At 66.4% G+C, this 22319-nt stretch carries 18 protein-coding genes; 8 read left to right on the forward strand and 10 right to left on the reverse strand.

The window, feature by feature from the left end:
* Nucleotides 1-145 precede the first annotated feature (145 nt).
* Genes FB560_RS06135 through FB560_RS06145 form a run of 3 tightly spaced genes read right to left on the reverse strand, consistent with a single transcriptional unit; the run spans nucleotide 146 to nucleotide 2366 of the window.
* Nucleotides 146-1315, reverse strand: coding sequence for an MFS transporter (locus FB560_RS06135; protein ID WP_141871546.1), 1170 nt, complete (start codon nucleotides 1313-1315; stop codon nucleotides 146-148).
* The gene (locus FB560_RS06140; protein WP_141871547.1) at nucleotides 1312-1947 is read right to left on the reverse strand and encodes a cysteine hydrolase; all 636 of its coding nucleotides are present in this window, start codon (nucleotides 1945-1947) and stop codon (nucleotides 1312-1314) included. The genes FB560_RS06135 and FB560_RS06140 overlap by 4 nt, the downstream gene beginning before the upstream one ends.
* A 26-nt stretch (nucleotides 1948-1973) precedes the next feature.
* Entirely contained in the window at nucleotides 1974-2366 is a 393-nt protein-coding gene (locus tag FB560_RS06145; RefSeq protein WP_141871548.1) for a heme-binding protein, read from the reverse strand.
* 123 nt (nucleotides 2367-2489) lie between these two features.
* On the opposite strand from FB560_RS06145, the gene FB560_RS06150 reads away from it, so the two are divergent.
* A complete protein-coding gene (locus FB560_RS06150) occupies nucleotides 2490-3209 on the forward strand; it encodes an IclR family transcriptional regulator (protein ID WP_141871549.1) in 720 nt (239 codons plus the stop codon).
* Nucleotides 3210-3304: 95 nt separating this feature from the next.
* Here the strand turns inward: FB560_RS06150 and FB560_RS06155 are convergent, their stop codons facing one another.
* Nucleotides 3305-4309 (reverse strand): LacI family DNA-binding transcriptional regulator, encoded by a 1005-nt coding sequence (locus FB560_RS06155; RefSeq protein WP_267901901.1) that lies wholly within the window; start codon nucleotides 4307-4309, stop codon nucleotides 3305-3307.
* Nucleotides 4310-4464: 155 nt separating this feature from the next.
* Here FB560_RS06155 and FB560_RS06160 point away from each other — a divergent pair, with 155 nt between their 5' ends.
* From FB560_RS06160 to FB560_RS06190, 7 genes are read left to right on the forward strand one after another with little or no spacing between them, the layout of a single operon-like run.
* The gene (locus FB560_RS06160) at nucleotides 4465-5814 is read left to right on the forward strand and encodes an FAD-dependent oxidoreductase (RefSeq protein WP_141871551.1); all 1350 of its coding nucleotides are present in this window, start codon (nucleotides 4465-4467) and stop codon (nucleotides 5812-5814) included.
* On the forward strand, nucleotides 5814-6830 hold the full coding sequence (locus FB560_RS06165) for a zinc-dependent alcohol dehydrogenase (RefSeq protein ID WP_170198076.1): 1017 nt from the start codon (nucleotides 5814-5816) through the stop codon (nucleotides 6828-6830). The genes FB560_RS06160 and FB560_RS06165 overlap by 1 nt, the downstream gene beginning before the upstream one ends.
* 42 nt (nucleotides 6831-6872) lie before the next feature.
* Nucleotides 6873-8264, forward strand: coding sequence for an MFS transporter (locus FB560_RS06170; protein ID WP_211349953.1), 1392 nt, complete (start codon nucleotides 6873-6875; stop codon nucleotides 8262-8264).
* Nucleotides 8261-9382 (forward strand): Gfo/Idh/MocA family protein, encoded by a 1122-nt coding sequence (locus FB560_RS06175; protein ID WP_188895290.1) that lies wholly within the window; start codon nucleotides 8261-8263, stop codon nucleotides 9380-9382. The genes FB560_RS06170 and FB560_RS06175 overlap by 4 nt, the downstream gene beginning before the upstream one ends.
* Nucleotides 9379-10233 (forward strand): sugar phosphate isomerase/epimerase family protein, encoded by an 855-nt coding sequence (locus FB560_RS06180; protein ID WP_141871553.1) that lies wholly within the window; start codon nucleotides 9379-9381, stop codon nucleotides 10231-10233. Before FB560_RS06175 ends, FB560_RS06180 begins: the two co-directional genes overlap by 4 nt.
* Nucleotides 10230-11396 (forward strand): dihydrodipicolinate synthase family protein, encoded by a 1167-nt coding sequence (locus FB560_RS06185; protein ID WP_141871554.1) that lies wholly within the window; start codon nucleotides 10230-10232, stop codon nucleotides 11394-11396. The genes FB560_RS06180 and FB560_RS06185 overlap by 4 nt, the downstream gene beginning before the upstream one ends.
* A 60-nt stretch (nucleotides 11397-11456) precedes the next feature.
* Complete coding sequence (locus FB560_RS06190; RefSeq protein ID WP_141871555.1) at nucleotides 11457-12638, forward strand: glycerate kinase; 1182 nt, start codon at nucleotides 11457-11459, stop codon at nucleotides 12636-12638.
* Nucleotides 12639-12732: 94 nt separating this feature from the next.
* Here FB560_RS06190 and FB560_RS06195 read toward each other — a convergent pair whose 3' ends face one another.
* The 6 genes from FB560_RS06195 to FB560_RS06220 all read right to left on the reverse strand — a co-directional run bounded on the left by FB560_RS06195 (nucleotide 12733) and on the right by FB560_RS06220 (nucleotide 22131).
* A complete protein-coding gene (locus FB560_RS06195; protein ID WP_141871556.1) occupies nucleotides 12733-15414 on the reverse strand; it encodes a right-handed parallel beta-helix repeat-containing protein in 2682 nt (893 codons plus the stop codon).
* A 31-nt stretch (nucleotides 15415-15445) separates the two neighbouring features.
* A complete protein-coding gene (locus FB560_RS06200) occupies nucleotides 15446-16333 on the reverse strand; it encodes a nucleoside hydrolase (RefSeq protein ID WP_141871557.1) in 888 nt (295 codons plus the stop codon).
* A complete protein-coding gene (locus FB560_RS06205; protein WP_141871558.1) occupies nucleotides 16330-18990 on the reverse strand; it encodes an alpha-L-rhamnosidase in 2661 nt (886 codons plus the stop codon). Before FB560_RS06205 ends, FB560_RS06200 begins: the two co-directional genes overlap by 4 nt.
* A complete protein-coding gene (locus FB560_RS06210) occupies nucleotides 18987-19838 on the reverse strand; it encodes a carbohydrate ABC transporter permease (protein ID WP_141871559.1) in 852 nt (283 codons plus the stop codon). Before FB560_RS06210 ends, FB560_RS06205 begins: the two co-directional genes overlap by 4 nt.
* On the reverse strand, nucleotides 19835-20755 hold the full coding sequence (locus tag FB560_RS06215) for a carbohydrate ABC transporter permease (protein WP_141871560.1): 921 nt from the start codon (nucleotides 20753-20755) through the stop codon (nucleotides 19835-19837). The genes FB560_RS06210 and FB560_RS06215 overlap by 4 nt, the downstream gene beginning before the upstream one ends.
* Nucleotides 20756-20832: 77 nt before the next feature.
* Nucleotides 20833-22131: an ABC transporter substrate-binding protein gene (locus FB560_RS06220; RefSeq protein ID WP_141871561.1), complete on the reverse strand. Its 1299-nt coding sequence runs from the start codon at nucleotides 22129-22131 to the stop codon at nucleotides 20833-20835.
* Nucleotides 22132-22319 lie beyond the last annotated feature (188 nt).

A 22319-nucleotide genomic window follows, 5' to 3' on the forward strand; every position in this document is an offset into this window, starting at 1 on the left:
CAGGGGGCAGCTCTGTCCCCGGCACGAGCGCTGAGAGTACGTTGGCTAGCGTGGACACGTGGATCTGTGGGTGGGGCTCTCATCTGTGTCCGGCGTGGGGCTCGAGGGTGCGGTTGGAAGTGAGAGCGCCGCTCTGCCGCGTCCCTCACCCTCGGCTGGTGCCGTGGTGCTGTGTCGGTCGAGTGATGGCCAGGCTGGTGATGAGCGCGAGGACTGCGAGTGTGAGCGCGACCCAGGGTGTCTGGGCCACGCCAGTCGTCTCGACGAGCATTCCACCAGCCCAGGATGCCAGCGCAATCCCGCCGTTGAATGCTGCGATGTTCAGGCCGCTGGCAGCTTTTTCCGCGCCCGGGCCTCGACTGCTTGCCAGTGCGACAGCATGTGTCTGCACGGGCGGAGAGATAAGGAACGCGAACACGCCCCACACCGCGATGACGATGGCGATGCCGACCGAACTGGAGGAGGTCAGGAGCAGGCTGAGAAAAGCCACGATCAGCCCGGCTAGTGCGATGCGGATGACGCGGACGGTGCCGATGCGGTCGGCGAGTGCACCGCCGGCAAGGTTCCCGATGACCGTGGCGCCGCCGAAGAGGAACAGTGCCAGAGCCACTCCTGTGGTGGTGTAACCGGCAGGCCCGGTCAGGAGGGGTTCGAGGTAGGTGAACACCGCGAAGGTTGCGCCGAAACCGAGGCCGGTGACGAGGTAGGTCATGGCGACAGGACGGTCCTTTAGCAAGGCCAGTTGCTCGCGCAGGCTCACTGATTCTCCGGTTCGAGTGGAAGGGATGAGCAGCGCGATGGCGAGCGCTGCGATTCCGCCGAGCGCGGCGACGATGACGAAGGTGGTGCGCCAGCCGACGGCGTTGCCGATGATGGTGCCCAGGGGAACCCCGATGACCATTGCGACGGTCAGACCGAGGAACATCAAGGATATGGCTCTGGCTGCTTTGTCTTTTGGGACGATCGCTGCGGCTGCTGGTGCGCCCAGGGCGAAGACAGTGCCGTGGGCGGCGCCCGCGAGGACGCGGCCGATCAGGAGTCCGGTGAATCCTCCGGCGGTGGCGACGAGCACGTTCCCGGCGGCGAAGGCGATCATGAGCGCGACCAGCGCCCATCGAGAGTCGTAGCGGCTGAGCCAGCTCGTCAGCAGCGGGGAAAGTGCTGTGATCGCGAGCGCATAGAAGGTCACCAGCAGACCAGCGGTGCCGATGCTCACGTCGGTCTCTGCGGCGATGGTGGGCAGCAGGCCGACGAGGACGAACTCGCTGATACCGATCGCGAACGCCGCGACGGTGAGGGAGAGCAGCCTGATCACCGTGCTTCTTCCTTCAAGTCGCCCTGATCGAGCGCGGCGAGGACGGCGTTCGTCTCGATGACGGGGGCGATGTCGGCGAACCCGTAGAGCAGGTCCGCAGCATGCGCGTCAGCGGTGGTCGATGCGGTCGCGTCACTGACGACAAGGGGCGTGTAGCCGAGGTCGGCGGCATCACGAGCGGTCGTTCCCACGGCATGATTGGTGTGTACCCCGGTAAGCACCAGGTGCGTTTTTCCGGCGCACCGAAGGATAGTGTCGAGCGCTGTATCGTGGAACGCGCTCATCCGGCTGCGCTCCACCCGCAGGTCACCGGTAACGGGTTCGGCGCCTGTGACCGGCGCCGCACCGTAGGTGTCTCGTTCGACGGTGCGATGGGTGGTGATCGCCTCGAACAGAGGGATGTTGGTGCCGGCTCCGCCAGTTTCGGGATCGACGACGAAGTGGACGTGGATGACCGGAACGCCGGTCTGTCTCGCCGCATCGGCGATCCGTGCTGCGTTGGCGACGACACCAACCTCACGGGCATGCACAAGCGCGGCCGTGCCACCCGATGCACCGTCGTCGGCCACGTTGTCATTCTGCAGGCCGATGACCAGCACCGCGGTGCGGGCAGGATCAAGAGTGAAGCTCATGAGGTCTCCTTCCGTGCGAGGGCGGCTCAGAAGGCGGCGGCACCGACGCGGGCAAGATCTTCGTCGGCTTCGAGGGTGGCTCCGGCCACCCCGATACCACCGACGACCTGGCCACCGTCGCGAAGGACGACGCTCCCGCCGAAGCTGATCAGTCCGCCGTTGGTGTGTTCGATCGAGTAGGTCGGCTCGCCCGGACGGGCGATCTCGGCGAAGTCGATGCCGTCCATCCCGAACAGCGCAGCGGTACGCGCTTTCTTCTGTGCCACGTCCACCGGTCCGATGAGCGCTGCGTCGGTGCGGGCGAACCCCACCAGCACCCCCGCGGCGTCGACGACGGCGACCGCGACACCGAAGCCCGCCTGCTCGGCCTTCGCGACCACCGTGTCGATGGCGGCCTGAGTCCGCATTCGCTGAGACATGATTCCTCCATGTGGAACTATGAGCGAGAAGTTCGCTAGAGATTTGGTGTACATGAAAACTGTAACGTAGATCACGACAGTACGCGAACTGCATCCCGGCTTGAGGTGATATAATTCAGCATTATGGAATGCTCAATTCGCGGACCGGTTCGCGTCATTCAGTCAGTGCAACGTGCGTTCGGGCTGGTCGAACGGCTCGCTGCCGCCCCAGAGGGGCTGAGGCTGAGTGAGCTCGCCGACGGTGCGGACTTGAACCGCAGCACGGCGCACAACCTGCTCGCTTCCCTCGACGCGATCGGCTGGGTCGAGCAGCCTTCCAAGGGCGGTCCCTACCGGCTCACCGGCAGAATGGGTCAGTTGATGTGGCGACGGATCGAGGCCGAGGAGGTTCTCCGTGCTCGAGTACACCCGATTCTGGAGTCGCTGTCCGCGCAGACCGGAGAGACCGCCTACCTGGCATTCGCCTCCGGTGAGCAATACCTGTGCGCGGACGCCGTGGAGTCCTCAGAACCCCTTCACCTGACGGTGAAGATCGGGGAGCGAGAGCCCCTGCTCGGCACCGCGATCGGGCATGCGCTCCTCGCCGCAGACGCCGCCCTGGCTGAGCGCATGGCATCTGCTGACTCTACGGGCTGGGCCGAGTCTGCCCCGGCAGTCGCGGATGCCGCAGCCCAGGGGTTTGCCGTCGATGAAGATGCATTCCATCCCGGGGTGTCCTGCGTCGCCGTCGTGGTGGGCTTTGGTGCGGCCATCGGAGTCGCCGGGCCCAGCAGCCGCCTTTCCGGCCCCCGATTGGCCGATATCGCCCGCCAGATGCTTCACCGAAGTCGGGATCTCGACTGACGCACGATCGTCGGACTCAGGGGAGGTACTCAAGGGGCGTCACGCGACGGTTTCCTTGGTCTCACTGAGCCGGGGTTGCAGTGCGTTGCCGGCCGTCAAGCGATCGGATTCCGGGGGGCGGTGGTTCGGCCCAGGCGAAGCCTGTACTCGGGGGGCACGGGAGTGCTGTGGGTCACGATGCATTCGACGGCGAGCCTGCCGAGCTCCGCCAGCGGCAACTCGATCGATGTCAGGTCGAAGACCCGGCCGGTGTCGGTGCCACCGATGCCGGCGATGGCGATGTCCTCGGGGATGCGGAGACCCGCCTGCCAGATGGCGGCGAGTGCGCCGATGGCCGTCTCATCGTTGGTGCAGATGATCGCGTCCGGTCGCGTGGCGCTTGCAAGGAGTCGTTCGGTGGCTGCGCGACCGCTTATCTGGCTCATGCCATCGAGGCCTGCAACGCGCGGGAGCCGATCCTGGTTGTACATCGCTCGCCGGTAGCCGCTGATTCGCATCTCCGCGGCGACCAGCCCCGGCAGGCCGCCCACGAAGGCGATCTGGCGGTTGCCGAGATCAAGCAGATGTGTCGTCAAGTCGTAGGAGCTCGCCTCATTGTCGATGACGATCTCGGTCGCTGCGAACCCTCGTGGTGCGAGGCTGATCACGTCCGTGCCATCTCGCATGGCGTGATTCACCTCACGCGCGAGCTCGGCGGTGCCGGGTGCGCCGTCGATATCGCTTCCGCAGAAGACGATGCCAGCCGCCCCGTGCTCACGCAAGACCTGGAACCGGCTGCGCTCCTGGTAGGGGTCGCGGTTCGCGTTGGCGAGCACGGTGACATAGCCGGCGGCGGCGGCGGCGACCTCGATTCCCCGAGTCATCTCGGCGAAGTACGGATCGAGCACATCGCTGGCGATGACGCCGATCAGGCGACTGCGGCCGTTCTTCAGTGCTCGAGCGGCAGCGCTGCGTCGATAGCCGGCCGTCTCCGCGGCGGTCGTCACGGCGGCGCGAGTGGCATCGGACACCGGATGATCCCGATCGGTGTCATTGAGCACCCGCGAAGCAGTGGTGACGGACACACCCGCCAAACGCGCTACCTCACGCAAGGTCGCCACTGTCTGCCTCCGCTCTTCATGCTGGAGCCAGCGTATGTCAATGAAGGGGTTGACATCCGCCGACTCGCGCGGATATGTTGTGGGAAACGTTACCCGTTCTGATTTAGGTCAGGACGTGGAGAACGGAAAACGTTACCCCTCAAAGGAGAGATCATATGAACGATGCAACGGAAACGTACGATCTCATCGTCGTCGGCGCAGGAGCGGCCGGACTCGCGACTGCCAATCGGGCAATTGACCTCGGTGCGCGCGTTCTCGTCCTCGAGAAGGCGGGCCAGCCCGGCGGATCCGCTGCCCTGTCGGCGGGCATCCTCTGGACCGCGCCCGACCTCGACACGCTCCACCGCATCCAGCCCGACGCCGATCCCGTCCTCGGCCCGCTCGTCGTCGAAAGCTACCAGCAGGCGGTCGACGACGTTCGAGCCGCGGGTGTGACCGTCAGTGAACCCTGGCACGACCATCTGGAGTGGGGCACCGCACGCAAGATCGACATCGCGGCGCTGTTCGAGGTCTGGTCGCAGAAGGTCGAGTCATCGGGCTCCCTCCGGACCGGTGTCAGCGGTGTAGAGCTCGTGCGCAACGGCGACGCCGTCGTCGGCGTGCGGTACCGGCACGATGACGCTCAGCGCGAGGCCCACGCCGGCGGTGTGGTGCTCGCCACTGGCGGCTTCCAGGGAGACGCCCAGCTGAAGCAGACCTTCATCGGCAACGGCGCAGACGACATCGCCGTGCGCAGCAACCCGAACTCGGTCGGCGACGGTCTGCGCCTAGGGCTCGAGGCGGGAGCGGCGACGAGCCGTCACCTCTCCGGGTTTTACGGGCACACGCTTCCGAGTCCGCTCGCGGTCGATGCGAGCGTCTTCCTGCGACTGACGCTCTACTTCTCCGCCTACGGAATCATCGTCAACAGGCAAGGACGCAGATTCACCGACGAATCGCTCGGTGACGAGGTGTCGAACCAATTCCTCGTGCGTCAGCCCGGTCATCGCGGCGTGCTGATCTGGGACGACGAGGTGCAGCAGCAGCGCGCCCTCGCCGTGCCCTACCCCAGTGGTATGGCGCTTGATCGTCACGCAGCGGCGACCAAGCACGGAGCCCGGACGGCCGAGGCTGACACCCTCGAAGAATTGGTCGAGATCGTGTCGAGCTGGAGCGTGGACGCCGCGGGGCTGACCAGCACGCTCGATGCCTACCGGCGTGCCTCGACAGGCGAGTCTGTCGCCCTTGACGCTCCTCTTCCGCACCGTCCCTCGCCGCTGAGCACGCCGCCTTTCCGTGCGGTGGAGATACAGCCGTGCATCACGATCCCCTTCGGAGGACTGCGCGTCGACGGCGATAGCCGTGTGCTCGATCATGACGGTGCTCCGGTGTCCGGGCTGTACGCGGCCGGTGCTGACGCGGGCGGTGCGCAGGATCTCCGCTACATCGGCGGTATCGTGTTCGGCTTGGTCTTCGGACGCCGCGCGGCCGACCATGCGCTCGCCTCGGTGCTGACGAGGGCATGATGCTCACCGAGCCCGCGATCCGCTGGGTCGGGCCGCGCCGAGTCGTCGCGGACGATCCCGCCGCGGACCGCGGCGTGACCCTCGCCCCTGGGCGCGTTCGCATCGAGGTCACTAGTGCCGGCCTCTGCGGCACCGACCTGTCGGTGTGGAACGGCACGAATGAGCGCGCCGAACCCGGCACGGTGCTCGGCCACGAGTTTGGAGGACGCATCATCGCCTTCGGTGACGGCGTCGACTCTATGCAGATCGGCGACCTTGTGGCGGTCGACCCCAACCTCTCATGCGGACGCTGTCAGCGGTGTCTCGACGGCCGTCGTGCTCTGTGCATCCAGCGTCGTCTTCTGGGTGTGGATGTCGATGGCGGTCTGCAACAGACGATCGATGTCGACGCCGCGCAGCTCATACCCGTCCCGGGCGCCGACCCGCGGGCGCTCGGTCTCGTCGAACCGCTCGCGGTCGGCATCCACGCCGTCGACCGGGCCGGCATCGCCGAGGGCGCGCGAGTGGGCGTCATCGGTGGAGGTCCGATCGGCATGGCCGCGGCCGTCGAGGCACATCTACGGGGTGCGGTCTGCAGCGTCCTTGAAGCCGATCCGGCGCGCCGGCGGGCGATAGTCGATGTCGGCATCGCCGACTCCGTCGAGAATCCCTGGGAGAACCGGTCGCTCGATGTGGTCATCGACTCAGTGGCGCGAGAGGCGACCGTCAGGATCGCCCTCGACGCCGTCCGCGACGGCGGATCGGTGTGTCTCGTCGGTCTCTCGCACGACGCCCACCTGCCTGGGCCGGAATCGCTCGTTCGCCGGGAGATCACCCTCACCGGGTCCTTCTGCTATCGGACGGCCGACCTGCGGCGGGCGGCCGAGATCGTCGCCGACCGTGGCGTCGGCGTCATCCCGGTCGAGCTCGTGGACGGGTTGGACGCCGTGCCGCAGCTGCTCGAATCCCTCGCCGCCGGCCGGATCGGCCGCGGCAAATCGATCGTCATTCCGCGCATCACCGCGGACATCCCCTGATCCGCACGGCCCAACCCTGACTCTGCAACGAAGGAGATCTCAGTGAATCAGTCCACAAGCGCTGTCGATCAGCGCAAGAACAGCCCCACCCGTGCGGCCATCGCCGCGATGGCCGGAGGCACGCTCGAGTACTACGACAACTACATCTACGCTCTGGCCGCCGCGCTCGTCTTCGGGCAGGTGTTCTTCCCCGGCGACGATCCCGGTCTGAGCACCGTGCTAGCGCTGGCCACGTTCGCCGTGTCGTACGTGGCCCGGCCACTCGGCGCCGTCCTGCTCGGCCACTTCGGCGATCGGATCGGTCGCAAGAAGGTGCTTGTTTTCATTCTCGTGCTCATGGGCACCTGCACCTTCGTCGTTGGGCTGCTGCCTGGCTATGCGCAGATCGGCGCCTGGGCGCCAATCCTGCTGGTGACCCTGCGCCTGCTCCAGGGCATCTCGGTGGGCGGGGAGACCGCCGCCGCAACCGTGCTCACGATCGAGATCGCGCCGGCGCGGCGTCGGGCGTTCTTCACCAGCTGGGCACCCAATGGCATCGTCGGCGGATTCGTGCTCGCGACGCTCATCTTCATCCCGATCTCCGCGCTGCCGGAGGAGGCCCTGCTGAGCTGGGGGTGGCGGCTGCCCTTCCTGCTGAGCGCAATCGTCACGGTGGCGGGCTTCGTCATACGCGCGACGCTTGACGAGCCCGAGGCATTCATCGAGGCCAAGGAGGACAACGCGCTCGTGAAGGTACCAGTGCTGGAGGTCTTTCGGTCGCACTGGGCATCCATCCTGCGCGTCGTCTTCTGCTCGCTGGCCTTCGCGATCGATACGGTAATCAAGGTGTTCGCACTCGCCTTCGCGACGAGGGAGTATGGCCTCGCCGAAAGCACCATGCTCTGGGTGCTGATCGTGAGCCACGTGGGCGCGCTCGTGACGCAGCCGATTCTCGCGATGCTCGCCGACCGCATCGGCCGCCGGCCGGTGTTCATCGCAGGCAACCTCGCATGCGCGGCGATGCTGTTCGCCTACTTCGGCGCGATCCAGGCGCAGAACGTTCCCTTGCTCTTCGTCACCGGATTCCTGTCAGTGGCTGGCGCTTATGCGGCCATCAATGCGGTATACCCGTCGATGTTCGCCGAGATGTTCAACCTCAAGGTTCGCCAGACCGGCATGGCTCTGGGCCAGCAGATCGGCCTGATCGCCGCCGGCTTCGCGCCGAGCGTGTACCTGGCCCTGACCGCGGGCGATCCGAAGAACTGGCTGCCGGTCGCGATCATCTCCGCGGTGATCGCCGGCATTGCCGCCCTCACCGCGCTCCTGTCGAAGGAGACCGCGTTCGTGCCGCTCGACGACCTGGGGTCGCCCATCACACGCAGCCACACGATCGCCGGCGGAGAACACATCGCATCGTCTGCCGAGTCGTCCACCACGATCGGGGTGCAGTCGTGAGCGCACCCATTCGCATCGGCATCGTCGGCTGTGGCAACATCGCCGACAACCATGTGGCCGCGTATCGGGCGGCCGACGGCGCAGAGGTCGTCGCGGTCTGCGACGTCGACCGAGCCCGAGCACAAGCGTTCGCCGACCAACGAGGCATCCCCTCGGCGACCGGATCCGTGGCCGAGCTTCTCGTTCTCGATCTCGACGCCATCAGCGTCTGCACACCGCACCCCACCCACGAGGAGGTCGTCGTCGCAGCCGCGCAGGCCGGCGTGCACGTGCTCTGCGAGAAGCCGATCTCGACGAGCGCGGCCGCGGCCGAGCGAATGATCGAGGCGACCGCCGCGGCCGGGGTCACGTTCGGCGTCGTGTTCCAACGTCGGTTTTGGCCCGGAGCCCAGCGGCTGCACCGCGCGATCGTCGACGGCACGCTCGGCACTCCGATGCTGGGACACTGCCGGGTGCTGCTGCACCGCGGGAAGGAATACTATGACTCCGCGCCCTGGCGCGGCACCTGGGACGCCGACGGCGGCGGCGTGCTCATGACCCAGGCCATCCACTACATCGATCTGCTGCAGTGGTTCATGGGTGAGCCCGTCGAGGTGTACGGCCGCGCTGGCTCCTTCACACTGGCTGACTCGATCGAAGTCGAGGACACGGCTGCTGCCGTGATCACTTTCGCCTCGGGTGCGATCGCCACCCTCTCGGCGACAGTGGCCGCGACGCCCAACCTCGGCAGTGAGCTCACCATCACCGGGAGTACGGGCGCGACCATTAGCATCGGGGAGTACCCCGAAGGATCGGACGCGGATGTCGAGATCTGGGCAGTTCCGGGCGACGAACAGGCGGTTTCGACCCTCGCATCCGGTGGCTTCCGTCCCGACAAGTCGGTGGCCGAGGTGAATGCATCACTGCAGCACCTCCACCGCCGTCAGATCGAGGACTTCGTCGCTGCCATCCGTGAGGGCCGCGAGCCTGCCGTGACGGGTGCGCAGGCGCTGCGCTCGCTGCAGATTGTTGAAGCGGTCTATGTCTCCGCTCGCAGCGGTGAACCGGTTCGGCTGGCCCATCGCGGCGAAGCGCGTATCTTCACCCATCTTCCCGTTCCTTCGGAGGTCTCCGCATGATCCCGCTCCTCAGTATCAACCAGGCGACCACCCGCCCGTATGCGCTCACGGACACAGCCCGCGCGTCGTCCGCCGCGGGCGTCCGTCACCTCGGGCTCTGGCTGGAGCCTGTGGCAGAGCTCGGTGCCGCTGAGACGGTGCGCCTGCTCGACGAGACGGGCATCCGGGCGACCTCCATGTCGCGAACCGGTTTCGTGGCAGACAAGTCGGGTGCCGCGTTGCACTCGGCGCTCGACGATGTGCGGCGGGCGATCGAGCTGTCCGCCGCCGTGGGCGCGCCGACGTTGTCGTTCATCGCCGGCGGTCTCGCCCCGGGGGACCGCGACCTGCGCGCCGGGGCGGGACGCGTGCGCGATGCGCTCGAGGTGCTCGCGCCGGAGGCGCGCGCGGCGGGTGTGCGGCTGCAGCTCGAGCCCCTGCACCCGTTGTTCGCGACCTCCCGCAGCGTCGTCACCACCGTGCGCCAGGCTCTCGGGATCATCGAAGGGCTGCCGGTCGAGAGCGTCGGCATCCTCGTCGACGCCTACGCGACGTTCTGGGATGCTGACCTGCACGACGCCCTGCTCGCCGCGGGAGAGCGCATAGCGGGTTACCAGGTGAATGACTTCGTCCTCCCACTGCCTGCGGAGGACCACATGCTGGGCAGGTTGCTCCCGGGCGAGGGGGGCATCGACCTCGATGCCATCACGGCCAGCGTGATCCAGGCCGGATATACAGATCCCATCGAGGTCGAGGTGTTCCATGAGCAGCTCTGGGCGCTGCCGCTCGAGACGATCATCGAGCGGACCGTGCGGACCTTCACCACAGCGGTCGTCGCCCCGATCACGGCGCGGACCGAGGTTCCCGTATGAGCACCGTTACCGCGATCTCCCTGCCGCGCGCCGACGGTTCCCTGCGTTCGGTGGGCCTGCGCCGGCCGGCCGAACTGTCGACGAGCAGCATGCCGGCCACATCGCGCGTGGCATTCGCAGCCGGACACGTGGTCGCCGACGCGCTCCGTTCGAGCGCGGGCAGTGGGACCTTTGTCGACTGGGACGCAACCCTCGGCATCCGCCATCGACTCTGGGATCTGGGTCTCGGCGTGGCCGAGAGCATGGACACGGCTCAACGCGGAATGGGCATCGCACCCCGCACCGCGCTCGAACTCGGGCGGCGAACGATCGCGGAAGCGGCGGGGCGCGGGGCGAGCGTAGTGGTCGGGATCGCGACCGACACGCTGGATCCGGCGGAGCGCGACCTGTCGGCGATCGGCGACGCGTATCTCGAGCAACTGAGCGAGATCGAGGACGCGGGCGGCCGGGTCGTCCTCATGGCCAGCCGGCAGCTCGCGGCGGCGGCCACCGGGCCGGACGACTACCTGCGCGTCTACGATCGGGTGCTGCGTGCGGCGCGGCGTCCGGTCGTGCTGCACTGGCTCGGCGAGATGTTCGACCCGGCCCTCGCCGGCTACTGGGGCAGCCCCGACCTCGCTGCATCGAGCGGGACTGTGCTCGCGCTGATCCGCGACCACGCGGAGCGCATCGATGGTCTCAAGATGTCGCTGCTCGACGAGGCGCACGAGGTCGCGTTCCGGCGACGGCTGCCGACAGGTGTGCGGCCGTACACCGGCGACGATTTCAACTATGTTCCGCTGATCGCCGGTGATGAGGAGGGGCACAGCGACGCGCTGCTGGGTGCTTTCTCGGCGATTCCGCGCTTTGCGTCGGCATCACTCGCCGCGCTCGACCGCGGAGACGTGGAAGGGTTCCGATCGATCCTCGGCCCGACGCAAGAGCTCAGCCGGCTGATCTTCGAGTCCCCGACGCAGTATTACAAAGTCGGGGTCGTCTGGCTGAGTTACCTCACCGGCTGGCAGTCGCATTTCAGGATGATCGCGGGGTTCGAGACGGGACGCAGCCTGCTGCACCTCGCGCGGGTCTTCGAGGCCGCGAACGAGATCGGGCTCTTCGTCGATCCCGATCTGGCTGCGGGGAGAGCGACCGCGTACTTCCGCGGTGTCGGCGTCGATGTGTGAGCATGCGGGGCGTCGCTGCCTGGGCGTCGGAGCCGCGTCGGGGAGCGGGCGGGCTGACTCATGACCGACTCCTCCGCCCGGCCGCTGCGCGTGCTCGTGGCACCCGACAAGTTCAAGGGCTCGCTCACCGCAGTCGAGGCCGCGGAAGCGATCGCCGCGGGTGTGCTCGATGCGGCCCCCGATGCAGTGGTGCGACAAATGCCGATCGCTGACGGCGGCGAGGGCACGCTCGAAGCCTTCGCCGCGGCCGGAGCCGAGCTCGAGACCGTCGCGGTCAGTGGCCCGCTGGGTACCACGGTCGAGGCGCGCTGGGCAGTGCACGGCTCGACCGTGGTCATCGAGCTCGCCGAGGCCTCCGGACTGCGGCTCGTCACTGAACCCGGGCCGGCGCACGCCCTCACCGCCGACACGAGGGGGGTGGGCGAGCTGATGCGCATCGCCCTCGACCGGGGGTTCCGCGACATCGTCGTCGCCGTTGGCGGCAGCGCCTCGACCGATGGCGGCTTCGGCGCGATCCGCGAGCTCGGTCTGCGGGTGCGGGATTCCGCGGATGCCGACATCGCCGACGTGCGCTCGCTGTCGGAGTGCGCGACCATCGACGTCAGCGGTCTGGATGCAAGACTGGCGGACTGTCGAATCGTGATCGCCACCGACGTCGGATCTCCGCTGACCGGCAAGACCGGCGCGGCGCGCGTGTTCGCACCGCAGAAGGGCGCCGACGAGCGTGCAGTCGGCGCTCTCGAGGATCGCCTCAACGCGTGGGGCCGGGTCCTCGACGCCCATGCGGACGCCTGCGTGAGCGCGATGCCGGGCGTGGGCGCCGCAGGCGGCTTTGCGGCCGCGTTCCTGGCCGTCGGATGTGCAGAAGTGCGATCGGGAGCCGATGAGATCGCCGCCGTCACGGGCATCGAGCGCGCCGTGCGCGAGAGTGACCTCGTCGTGATCGGCGAGGGGTCTCTCGATGAGCAGTCGCTGCTGGGCAAGGGGCCCGTGGCTCTAGCGCATCTGGCACATGCGGCCGGCTCCCGCGTCATCGCCGTCTGTGGACGCAGCACCTTGACTCGGCAGCAGCTCTCCGAAGCGCACATCAGCGTACTGCGAACGATCGTCGAGCTGGAGCCCGATCCGAAAGCATCGTTGAGTCAGGCAGCGTCGCTGTCGCGGAAAGCAGCGGCCCGAGCGACGATCGAAGCGAGCTGCTCCCTCGCGTCGCGCCCCGAGGGCGTGGTGCTTGATCGATGACCGTGCGTAGCTCCGCCCCGAGAACATCAGGAAGGGGCCGCGATTCCGTGCGATCCTTCCTTTGCGGCTGACACCCGATGAGGGCAGCTGGTCGCTAGTATGCGACGTTCGACACCGAAATCGAATCGACGTTCAGTGTGCCCGTCCCTGCGATCGGATCGAATCGGATCTGGGAGATCGTCCCCGTCCAGTTCGGGTTGCCGCCGACGAAGAACGCGTAGTCGGTGTACCCGTCGTCCTGAGGCACGACGAGCGCTGCGATGCTCTTCGGTCCGTCCCAGCCTGGTGACGTCGTCGTGGTCCAGTAGATCTGCGCGAAGTTGTTCGTGCCGTTGTTCTTCATCCTGACTTTGACGAAGCCGTAGCGTGCGGCATCGATACCGAGCGATCCGGGGGAGAAGACATAGGGGTCGGGACCCGTTGCGGTGAGGGTGTTCACGCCGCCGGAGACCGATTGAGTGACGTCGTTGCCCGCAGTCCAACCTTCTGTCGACCCGACGGTGTCGAAGCTCCACGTTCGCGCCGAAGCCGGTGCGGGTCCGCGGTTCGAGACTGAGATCGAGTCGACTGAAACTGTGCCGGCTTTGTCGATCGGGTCGAATCGCAGTTGGGTGATCGTGCCTTTCCAAGCCGCGACCCTGGTCAGGTCGAAGATGTAGGTGGTGTATCCCGGGTCGGTGGCGGTGATCGTCGCCGACACGCTCTTCGCGGCCGTCCACGTCGGGTCCGTCAGCGTCGTGAAGAAGAACTCGCCGCGTGTGCTCGACGAGGAGTTCTTCATTCGCACCTTGATGTACTCGGTGGCGTCGCTGTTGATTCGGAGCCCGCCAGGCGAGAAGAGGTACGGATCGTTCCCTGTCGCATTGATGACGTTCGATCCGGCGGAAACCGACTGCGTCGCCTGGTTGCCGACCGTCCACCCCTCGGGGTTCCCTGCCGTGTCGAAGTTCCAGGAGGCACTGACATGCTCGGCGTCGGTCGGCCCGGACGTGTACGCCACGGTGGGCATCCAGCTCGTCACGTCGCCCGTGTCGGTCGCACCGGCGGCGACCTCGAAGCGGACGACATCGCCTGCGGTGACGGAGAGCCCGTCGATGTAGGTCTCGAAACCGCCGAGGTCGTTGTAGGCGACCGATTTCGATCCGGTCGCCGGCCACACCGCTGTACCGTTGCGGGTGATCTTTGTGATCACCCCGTCACCGCTGCCGATGTCGGACTTGGCGACGCGGCCGCGGACGGAGACCGTGCCGGTCACGGGAGCGGTCCAGGCGCGGGCGACGCTGCAGTCACTGCAGGACTTGGGTGTGGCCTCGAAACGAGACACGTTGGGCACAAGGGTCGTCGCCGAGGGCTGCCACCGCTGCGCGGTCGAGTCGAAATAGGCCAAGTCGGACCATCCCGCGCCGTTCTTGGACTGATACGACCATGCCGATGTCTGCGATGGCCCGAAACCGGCCGACGAGTTGAAGACGCTGGCACGGCTCCCGATCGCGAGGTTGTGCGTGAAGGTGAAGCCGCTGAAGTTCGACCCCTCCTTGTACGTCAGCCCCTTCGGCTCGTGGAACAGGTTCTCGCGGATCGTGCCGGTAGGCGTCGCGTCGTTGCCGTAGCGACGGATGGAACCGTTCCCGTTCGAGACGAAGGTGTTGCCGGAGATATCGCTGTCGGTGAGGTTCGGGGTCGGACCGTGGATGGCCAGGTACGAGAGCCCCGCCCCGGCGTTGTCTGCGATGTAGTTCTCGCTCACCGCGACGCGCCTCGTCTCCGCCTCGAAGTCGATGGCCACCATATCGCTCGATGCGGTGTTGAGGACGTGGGTGAAGGAATTGTTGAAGAACCGCGCGTCGGACACGTCCGCGAGATAGATCGCGGCGGTGCCGGTCTGCGAGGCGCAGCTCGCCTCTCGGTCGAACGAGGAGTTCATCATGGTGACGTACTGCGCTCCGGTGATGCGCATTCCGTCGTCGCAGCCGGACGATGCGTAGTCGCCCTGATTGTCCTCGTGCAGAACGAGGTGGTTGAACAGCACGTTGCCGACGATCCGGATCGTCGGGTCGGTGATCTTGTCGTAGTCGTCGTTGAACCAGTCGAGGGAGATCGTGTCGAGGTTGCGTGTGCCTTCGATCCGGTCGAACGTGAGGCCGTCGAGGACGCGAGCGGTCGCGGGGTTCGATGGAGAGAACGTCTTCGAGGTGAACTCGATGCCGGCGGAGTTCCAGATCGCGTCGCCGGTGGCGGCGTTGCCACTGCCCGAGCCCTGGTGGATGCCGTGGATGTCGTGCAGGAAGAGGTCCTGGAACACCATCTCGCGATTGCCGACTGTGGAGTAGTTCACCAGAATGCCCGTGCCGGCGTGGCCGACTTCCAGGTCGGAGACCGTCCAGTAGCTCGGATCCTTCAGGATGATTCCGCGATCGGCTTCGTCACCGTTGCGGATAATCTTCGGACGCGCACCGGAGCCGTACGCGCCGAGAGTGATCCGATTGGTCGCCGTGCCCTTGCCGCTGAGCGTGAGCTGCTGGTTCCATTGCGAACCGCGCGCGAGAAGCAGCTGTTCGCCGGGGGCGAGGCTCCCCCGTGTGTTCACGGGGGAGAAAGTGCACCAGGGCGAACTCTGGCTCGTGCCGGGCCCCGCGTCTGAGCACGATCCGCCGTTGCTGACGTAGTGGGTGGTGCCGTCCGCATACGCGGGGGCCGAGGAGAGTGGGAGGAGCGTCGCGGAGAGGGCGGCGACGATCACTCCCTTCGCTACGAGTTTCTTCCATGTCGACTTCATCGTCGTTCAGGCCCTTCTTCGTGGGTGGGTTTCATTTCAGGTGGCTGTCGACGGCACGAGCGAGTGTCTCGTCGTCGGCTGTGGCGATCGCATATCTATGGCGTCCGTGCGGATCAGCGTCGAAAGCGTTTGCGCCCGTCGCGGAGACCGACACTCGCCCCGCGGCGGACAGGCGGAACATCGGCTGTAGCGGCGGCACGGCGAGCAGCACCGTCAGCGGATCCCAGCTCTCCCGCCCTCGCCCCGCGCCGGTGAAGTGGCGATAGGACGCTCCCACGACCGACGTCGACTGCTGCGAGACGTGCCGGCCGGATATGACGCTCACTCCAACCTCGTAACCGAGGAAATCGATGGGCGTCGGCCATTCGTCGAGGAACCGTGCGGAGAGAGCCGGAGAGTAGGCCATGTTGAACTCGGTGCCCGTGGGGAATGTGCCGGCCATGGCCACGGTTCGATGGACGCGATCATGCACGAGCTCCCGTCCCGTCAGCGGCGAGAGCTCATCAGGAGGCGAGTCGAGCAAGGCGACGAAGTTGTCGAAGAGGCCCAGTGATATGGCGGTGACCGATTCGCTGGCCGCGCCGGCGAGAGCCCGGCGGTGCACCCTCCAGGCGGGCTCGGGCTCCGCGCTTTCCGCTCGATCGGCGTGCGCGAACGTCTCTGCCACGAAGCGTGCGAAATCGTGGCTGTAGACGGAGTCGTCGCGCCAGCCGAGGTCGCCGATGGGGGCGTCGCAGGCGAGTTCGTCGAGCAGGGCGCGCACGGCCAGCGGGCCGAATCTGCTCGGGGTGTTGACACCGATGGACAGGATCTTCGCGCGGCCGGCGGCGGAGAGCGCGCAGGCGACCGCCAGTGCACCGATATCGTCGACGTCGCTGTAGACGTCGGTCTCGATGAGGAGCAGAGGTGCGCCGTTCATGCCGGTACGACCTTCGCTTCGGTGTCGGCCGCGTCGGCGGAGACCGTGAAGTTCGTGCGTCCTGCGACCCCGTGATGCGACTGATTCGGGAGGATGACGTCGGCGGAGCTGCCGGGAGGGAGGACGACGTCCAGGTGATACCCCGATTCATCCCGTGTCCAGCCCACTTCGATGAGTCCGCGAACGCTCTCGTAGCTCGCACGGACGTGATCGAAGCGATCCGTGAACTGCGGGGCGATCCGGAGTCGACGGAATCCCACCGAGTCCTCTGCCTGCTCGATGCCTGCGACGTGGCGGTAGAGCCACTCGCCGACCGAGCCCAACGAGTAGTGGTTGAACGAGTTCATCTCGACGGTCTGGAAACCGGCATGCTCGGTCCAGCCGTCCCACCGCTCCCAGATCGTGGTCGCGCCGTGACGGATCGAGTAGCCCCAAGAGGGGAACTCCTCCTGGAAGAGCAGCGCGTAGGCGAGGTCGGGGCGATTGATGTCGACGAGCGTGGGACAGAGCAGGCTGACGCCGAGGAATCCTGTCGTGAGCCGAGCCCCTCGTGACTCGAGATCTCGGACGAGATGAGCGGAGAGGGAATCACGATGGCGGTCGTCGACGAGTCGCCATGCGAGTGCGAACAGGTAGGCCGTCTGCGTGTGCCCGCACAGACGTCCGGATTCCTCCAAGAAGGTCTCCTCGAAGAGAACGCGCAGACGGCGTGCCTCGGCCCGATGATGCCGGGCATCCTGGAAGCGGCCGAGTGCGCTCGCCGCGTCGGCGATGAGATCCGTGGAGCGGATTCGGTAGGCGGCGGCGACCAGGGGGCGTGACGTATCCGCATCGACCGACAGCCAATCGCCGTAGTTGTTGCCCACCGCGTTGGTCCAGAGGCCATCCGGGTTCTGCGAGGCGACCCACTCCACCCAGGCCTGCATGCTCGGGTAGTGACGCTCGAGCAACTCGCGATCTCCATAGACCCGGTAGAGATGCCACGGCACGATTACCGCGGCGTCGCCCCAACCCGGAGCGCCGATGTCGAAGTTGTGTGACGTCGGCGGTGCCGGCACGACGTCAGGGACGACGCCACTCGGCCGTTGGCTTGCGCGGAGGTCATCGAGCCAGCGCGTCAGGAACGCGTGCACGTCGCTGTTGTACGAAGCCGTGGGCGCGAAGATCTGCGTGTCGGCAGTCCATCCCAGTCGTTCGTCGCGTTGGGGGCAATCGGTGGGGACGGCGACGAAGTTTCCTGACTGCCCCCAGGAGATGTTGGAGTAGATCTGATTGACCAGTGCCGATGACGTGGAGAAGGCGCCGGCGCGGGGAACATCGGTCGACAGCACCACGGCCGTCACCTGTGTCGGATCCAGTGGTCGGTCGAGGCCGACGATTTCGAGGTAGCGGAAGCCATGGACGGTGAAGACGGGCTCGAAGGTCTCGTCCTCACCGGAGGCGACGACGAGATCCCGTGCCTCTGCGGTGCGCAGGTTCGCTCGGTACACGCGGGTCCCGTCGAGCATCTCGCCGTGGAGAAGTTCCACGACCGAACCCGCACGCTGCCCCGTCAGGTCGAGGCGGACCCGTCCGACGAGGTTCTGCCCGAAGTCCACAACCGTCGTCCCCGCCTCGGTCACGGTGATCCCCACGGGCGTGCGTTCGTCGATGACGCGGACCGGTGGGGCGCTCTGCGCTCGGAGCATCCCGGTGTCCGCGCCGCTCACGACGGCGTTGCGCCAGCTCGAGTCGTCGAACGCCGGTTCGCGCCATCCCGCTGTGCATGAGGCATGGTCGTGGTACTCGCCCATGAGCAGGTCGGCCATCACGATGGATCCGGACCGCTCTCGCCACTGTGTGTCTGAAGATATGACGGTGGTCGTCCCGTTCGCGTGCAGAATCTCCAACGCACAGATGAGTTCCGGTCGATGCCCGTACTGGTCCGCCTGGCTCCGTGCGTTGTATCCGAGATAGCCTGACCACCATCCGTCCGCGACCTGCACGGCGAGCACGTTCTCGCCATCGCGCAGTGCGTCCGTGACGTCGTAGGCCTGGTACTCGATCCGCGACTCGTAGCGCGTCCAACCCGGTGCCAGTTCGTCGTCGCCCGCCCTGAGCCCGTTCACGTGGGCCCGGTGGATTCCCCGCGCGCTGATGTAGAGGCGGGCGCGGATGGCGGGCGTCTCGACGCGGAACGCTCGACGCAGTTGAAGCGGGGCGCCGCTGTACATCGTCCGCCAGGTCCGCGGGAGCGGAGTCGCCAGGCCGGGGTCGAGGGACTCACCGTCCGAATCGAACCATGGTGCCGCGTTGCGGGAGATCCACGAAGCGCCGAGCTCTGCCCATGTGTCGTCCTGCAGTCCCGTCTCGAAGCGCGATGTCGCGGTGCCCGTGCTTCCCGTGTCGTCGGTCGTCGTGACCGTCCAGGTGTAGAAGCTGCGCGGGCGCAGGGCGGGCCCGTCGTATCGATGCTGCACGGCATCCGATGGCACCACCCCGCTGCTCCAGCGGAAACCATCGGGGTGCGCCGGTTGCGGCTCGGCGGTGACGACCAACTCGTAGGTCGCACACTCGGCGTAGGTCTCGGAGCGGAGGCGCCAGGCGAACCAGGGGTGGGTCTCGTCGATCTCGAGGGGTTCGCGGCGGGCGTTCGTCCGCAGATCGTAGGGAATCATCCCTTCACACCTCCTCCGATCGCCAGAGATGACAGGAAGGAGCGCTGCGCGAGGAAGAACGCCAGGTAGACCGGGAGTGCCGTCAGGACCATGGCTGCGAACACAGGGGAGTATCCGTAGATGAACTTCTTCGCCGCAAGGTCGGCCACGCCGATTGGCAGGGTGAACAGTTCCGCGCTGCGGAGAGAGACCAGCGCGTAGATGTACTCGTTCCACGCCGACATGAACGCGAGGATCGCGACGGTGGCAGCGGCCGGGGCGATGAGAGGCAACATGATGTGCCGGAACGTCTGCCATGCGCTCGCGCGATCGATCTCTGCCGCTTCGGCATAGGAGGCCGGTACCGCATCGAAGTGCGTCTTCATCAGGTAGACGCCGATCGGAAGCGTTCCCGCCGCATACGGTGCGATCAATCCGATGTGGGTGTTGAGGATGCCGAGGTCTCGTGAGATGAGGAAGACAGGCAGGAGCAGTATCGGTGCAGGAACCACGAGCATTCCGAGGAACGCGAGGAACACGAGGTTGCTGCCCGGAAACCGCAACTTCGAGATCGCATAGCCCGCGCCGGCGCAGCACGCGACAGACAGGATCACCACGGCAGCAGTGACGAGGAGGCTGTTGAGGAAGTACTGCGGCAGCGGCGTCGTCTCGAACGCTCTGGCGTAGCCGGAGAAGTCAGGTGAGAGCGGCAGACCCCAAGGATCGGAGAGGATTGCGCCATCCGAGCGCAGTGACTGCATGACGAGCCAGAGGAGGGGATACGCGGAGATGAGAGCGAACGCCCAGGTCAGCATGGTCGCTGCAAGCGGGGCACGGAGACCGCGCCGTTTCAGATGGGTGGATGTCATTTGTCGACCTTCCGCCGAGCGATGAGACGTGCTGCGGCTCGGTTTCTCAAGACGGGAAGCAGAGCGACCAACACCAGAACCACGCCGATGACGAGGCCGAGCGCGTTGGCATAGCCGTACTCGTTGTTCACGAAGCCTTGGATGAAGACGTAGAGAGTGGCGATCGTCGTTGCGCCGACGGGCCCGCCGTGAGTGAGGAGATAGACGAGGTCGAACGACCGGAAGAGCTGCACGGTCAGGATGAAGGCAACGAGGACGATCGTCGGGCGCACCATGGGCAGGACCACGCGCAGCATGATCGTCGGGTGCCCGGCGCCATCGAGTTTGGCGGCTTCCATCACTTCTCCGGGCAGCGAGATCATGGCGCCGAAGATCAGCAGCATGGCAAAGGGGATGGTGACCCAGATCTGCACGAGGGAGACGCTGCCGAGTGCCGTGCCCTCACCTGTCAGCCACGGTCCGGCCCAGACTCCGAGGCCCACCGATCGCAACGCGGTGTTGACCAAGCCGTTCTCGGGCTCCAGCATGCACTGCCACAACAGGGCCGTCACCACCAGCGGCATGATGTACGGGATCATGACGAGCAACTGGAGGAATCGCCATCCCGCGACGCGGAGGAACAAGAAGTACGCGATCACGAAACCGATGGCGATGGAGAAGAACACCACGATCGCGGCGAACACGATGTTGCGGCCGAAGGCGGCGTACAGGCCGGGATCAGTGAGCGCGCGGGCATAGTTCTCGGCGCCGACTCGCTGCTTGTCGCCGAACCCGGAGGCGCTCGTGGTGCTGTAGTCCGCGGCGGTGAAGATGGGCCAGAGCAGGAACAACAGCATGAGCACGAGGGCCGGGAGCGTCATGGTGAACCCGAGGGCGCGCGAGGAGCGACGCAAGGGGCGACGGGCGGTTCGAGGCACGGTGTTCCTTTTCCGGGTATCAGGGCGGTTGCAGGGGCTCGGGGCGCGGCTCACTGCGACCGCACCCCGAGCCGGGTTCACTCTGTGACGAAGAGGCCTGCTGTCGCCTGCGCCGCCTCTTCCGGCGTGATCTTGCCGAGGATCAGGTTGGGGAGGATCTCCGTGTTGTACGTGGTCGCGCCTGCTGTCGTGAAGGAGGGCATTGCGGCCTCGTCGGCGAAGCCGTTCGCCGCGGCTTCCAAGTACGCGGTCATCAGGGGGCTCGCGGCGGCCACGTCGACGTCGGTGCTGGGGATCGTGAACTCCGACGCTGCGAGCGAGGTCTGCACCTCCGGGGAGGTGAGGTACTTCGCAAACGCCACTGCGGCGGACTGGTTATCGGAGGAGGCGCTCACTGCGAGGACGTTGGCGCCGCCGCCGCCGATGGTCCGGTTCGGCGTCTTGCCGTCGAGCGCCGGCAGAACATACGATCCGAGTTCGAAGGACGCGCCTTCGGAGACGGATTTCAAGAAGTTCTCCGGCACGGTGATGAACTGGGCGGTCTTGCCCTGGAGGAAGAGCGCGGTCTCGGCGGCGATGTCCGTCGTGATCTGGCTATCGGTCCAGCAGTCAGCCTCAGCCATCTCCTGGATGATCTCGAAGCTGCGGATGTAGCTGGGGTTCGAGACATCGAAGTCGTCTTCCGACTCGCCCTGCATGGTCTGGTCCTGGGCCAGCATCGCCCACCAATTGATCCATGCGGCACCCGTGAGGGACATGGGGATGTAGCCGGCTGACGACAGCGCTCGGCAGTTGGAGAGCAGATCGTCGAACGACGCGGGCGGCGTCACGCCGACCTCGTCGAAGACATCCTTGTTGTAGAGAGAGGCGACGCTGATCGCGGTGAAGGGGACGCCCCAGGTGCCATCCGCCTTGATGCCGGAGTTCGCTCCCGCGAGCAGGGAGGGGATGAAGGTGGAGCCCCAGTCGCTGTCGGCCGTGTCGTCGTAGTCGGGAGTCGCGAGGGCGTCGTCGAGGTCGAGCAGCTGGTCGGCGTCGGCGAGAGCAACGAGGGTGGGCCCCTGCACGGCGAACACATCCGGCAGATCGCCGCTCGACGCGAGAGTCTGCATCTTGGTCGCGTAGGAGTCCACTGCCGTGAAGTCCAGGTTGACCGTCACGTTCGGGTACTTCTTCGAGAATCCGTCGATGAGTTCTTGGTCGGCGTAAGCCCACCAGGTCGAGAACGTGATCTCTCCGGAGATCTCCGACGGATCGGTGACGAGCTCGGTGTCTCCCGAGCTGGGAGCGGTTCCGCCGACGCAGGCGGTCATGAGGAGCGCGGCGATGGTGATGCCGCCGAGGGACGCCAGTCGGCGAGGGGTGCTGCGAAACATCTTCGTTTCTCCTTGCAGGGATATGGTCGAGTGGGATCACGTTATAACGATTCAAAAGAATTATGCAACTGCCGATTCGCTCGGCGTGCGAAACGTTACATTCACGCGTGCTGTTAGAGTTAAAACGTTAAAACAACGAAGACCCTCGTCGAGGCATGTGGGCTCTCCCCCTTCGAGGTCATGTGCGC

This window comes from Microbacterium saperdae (assembly GCF_006716345.1).
GTDB lineage: Bacteria > Actinomycetota > Actinomycetes > Actinomycetales > Microbacteriaceae > Microbacterium > Microbacterium saperdae.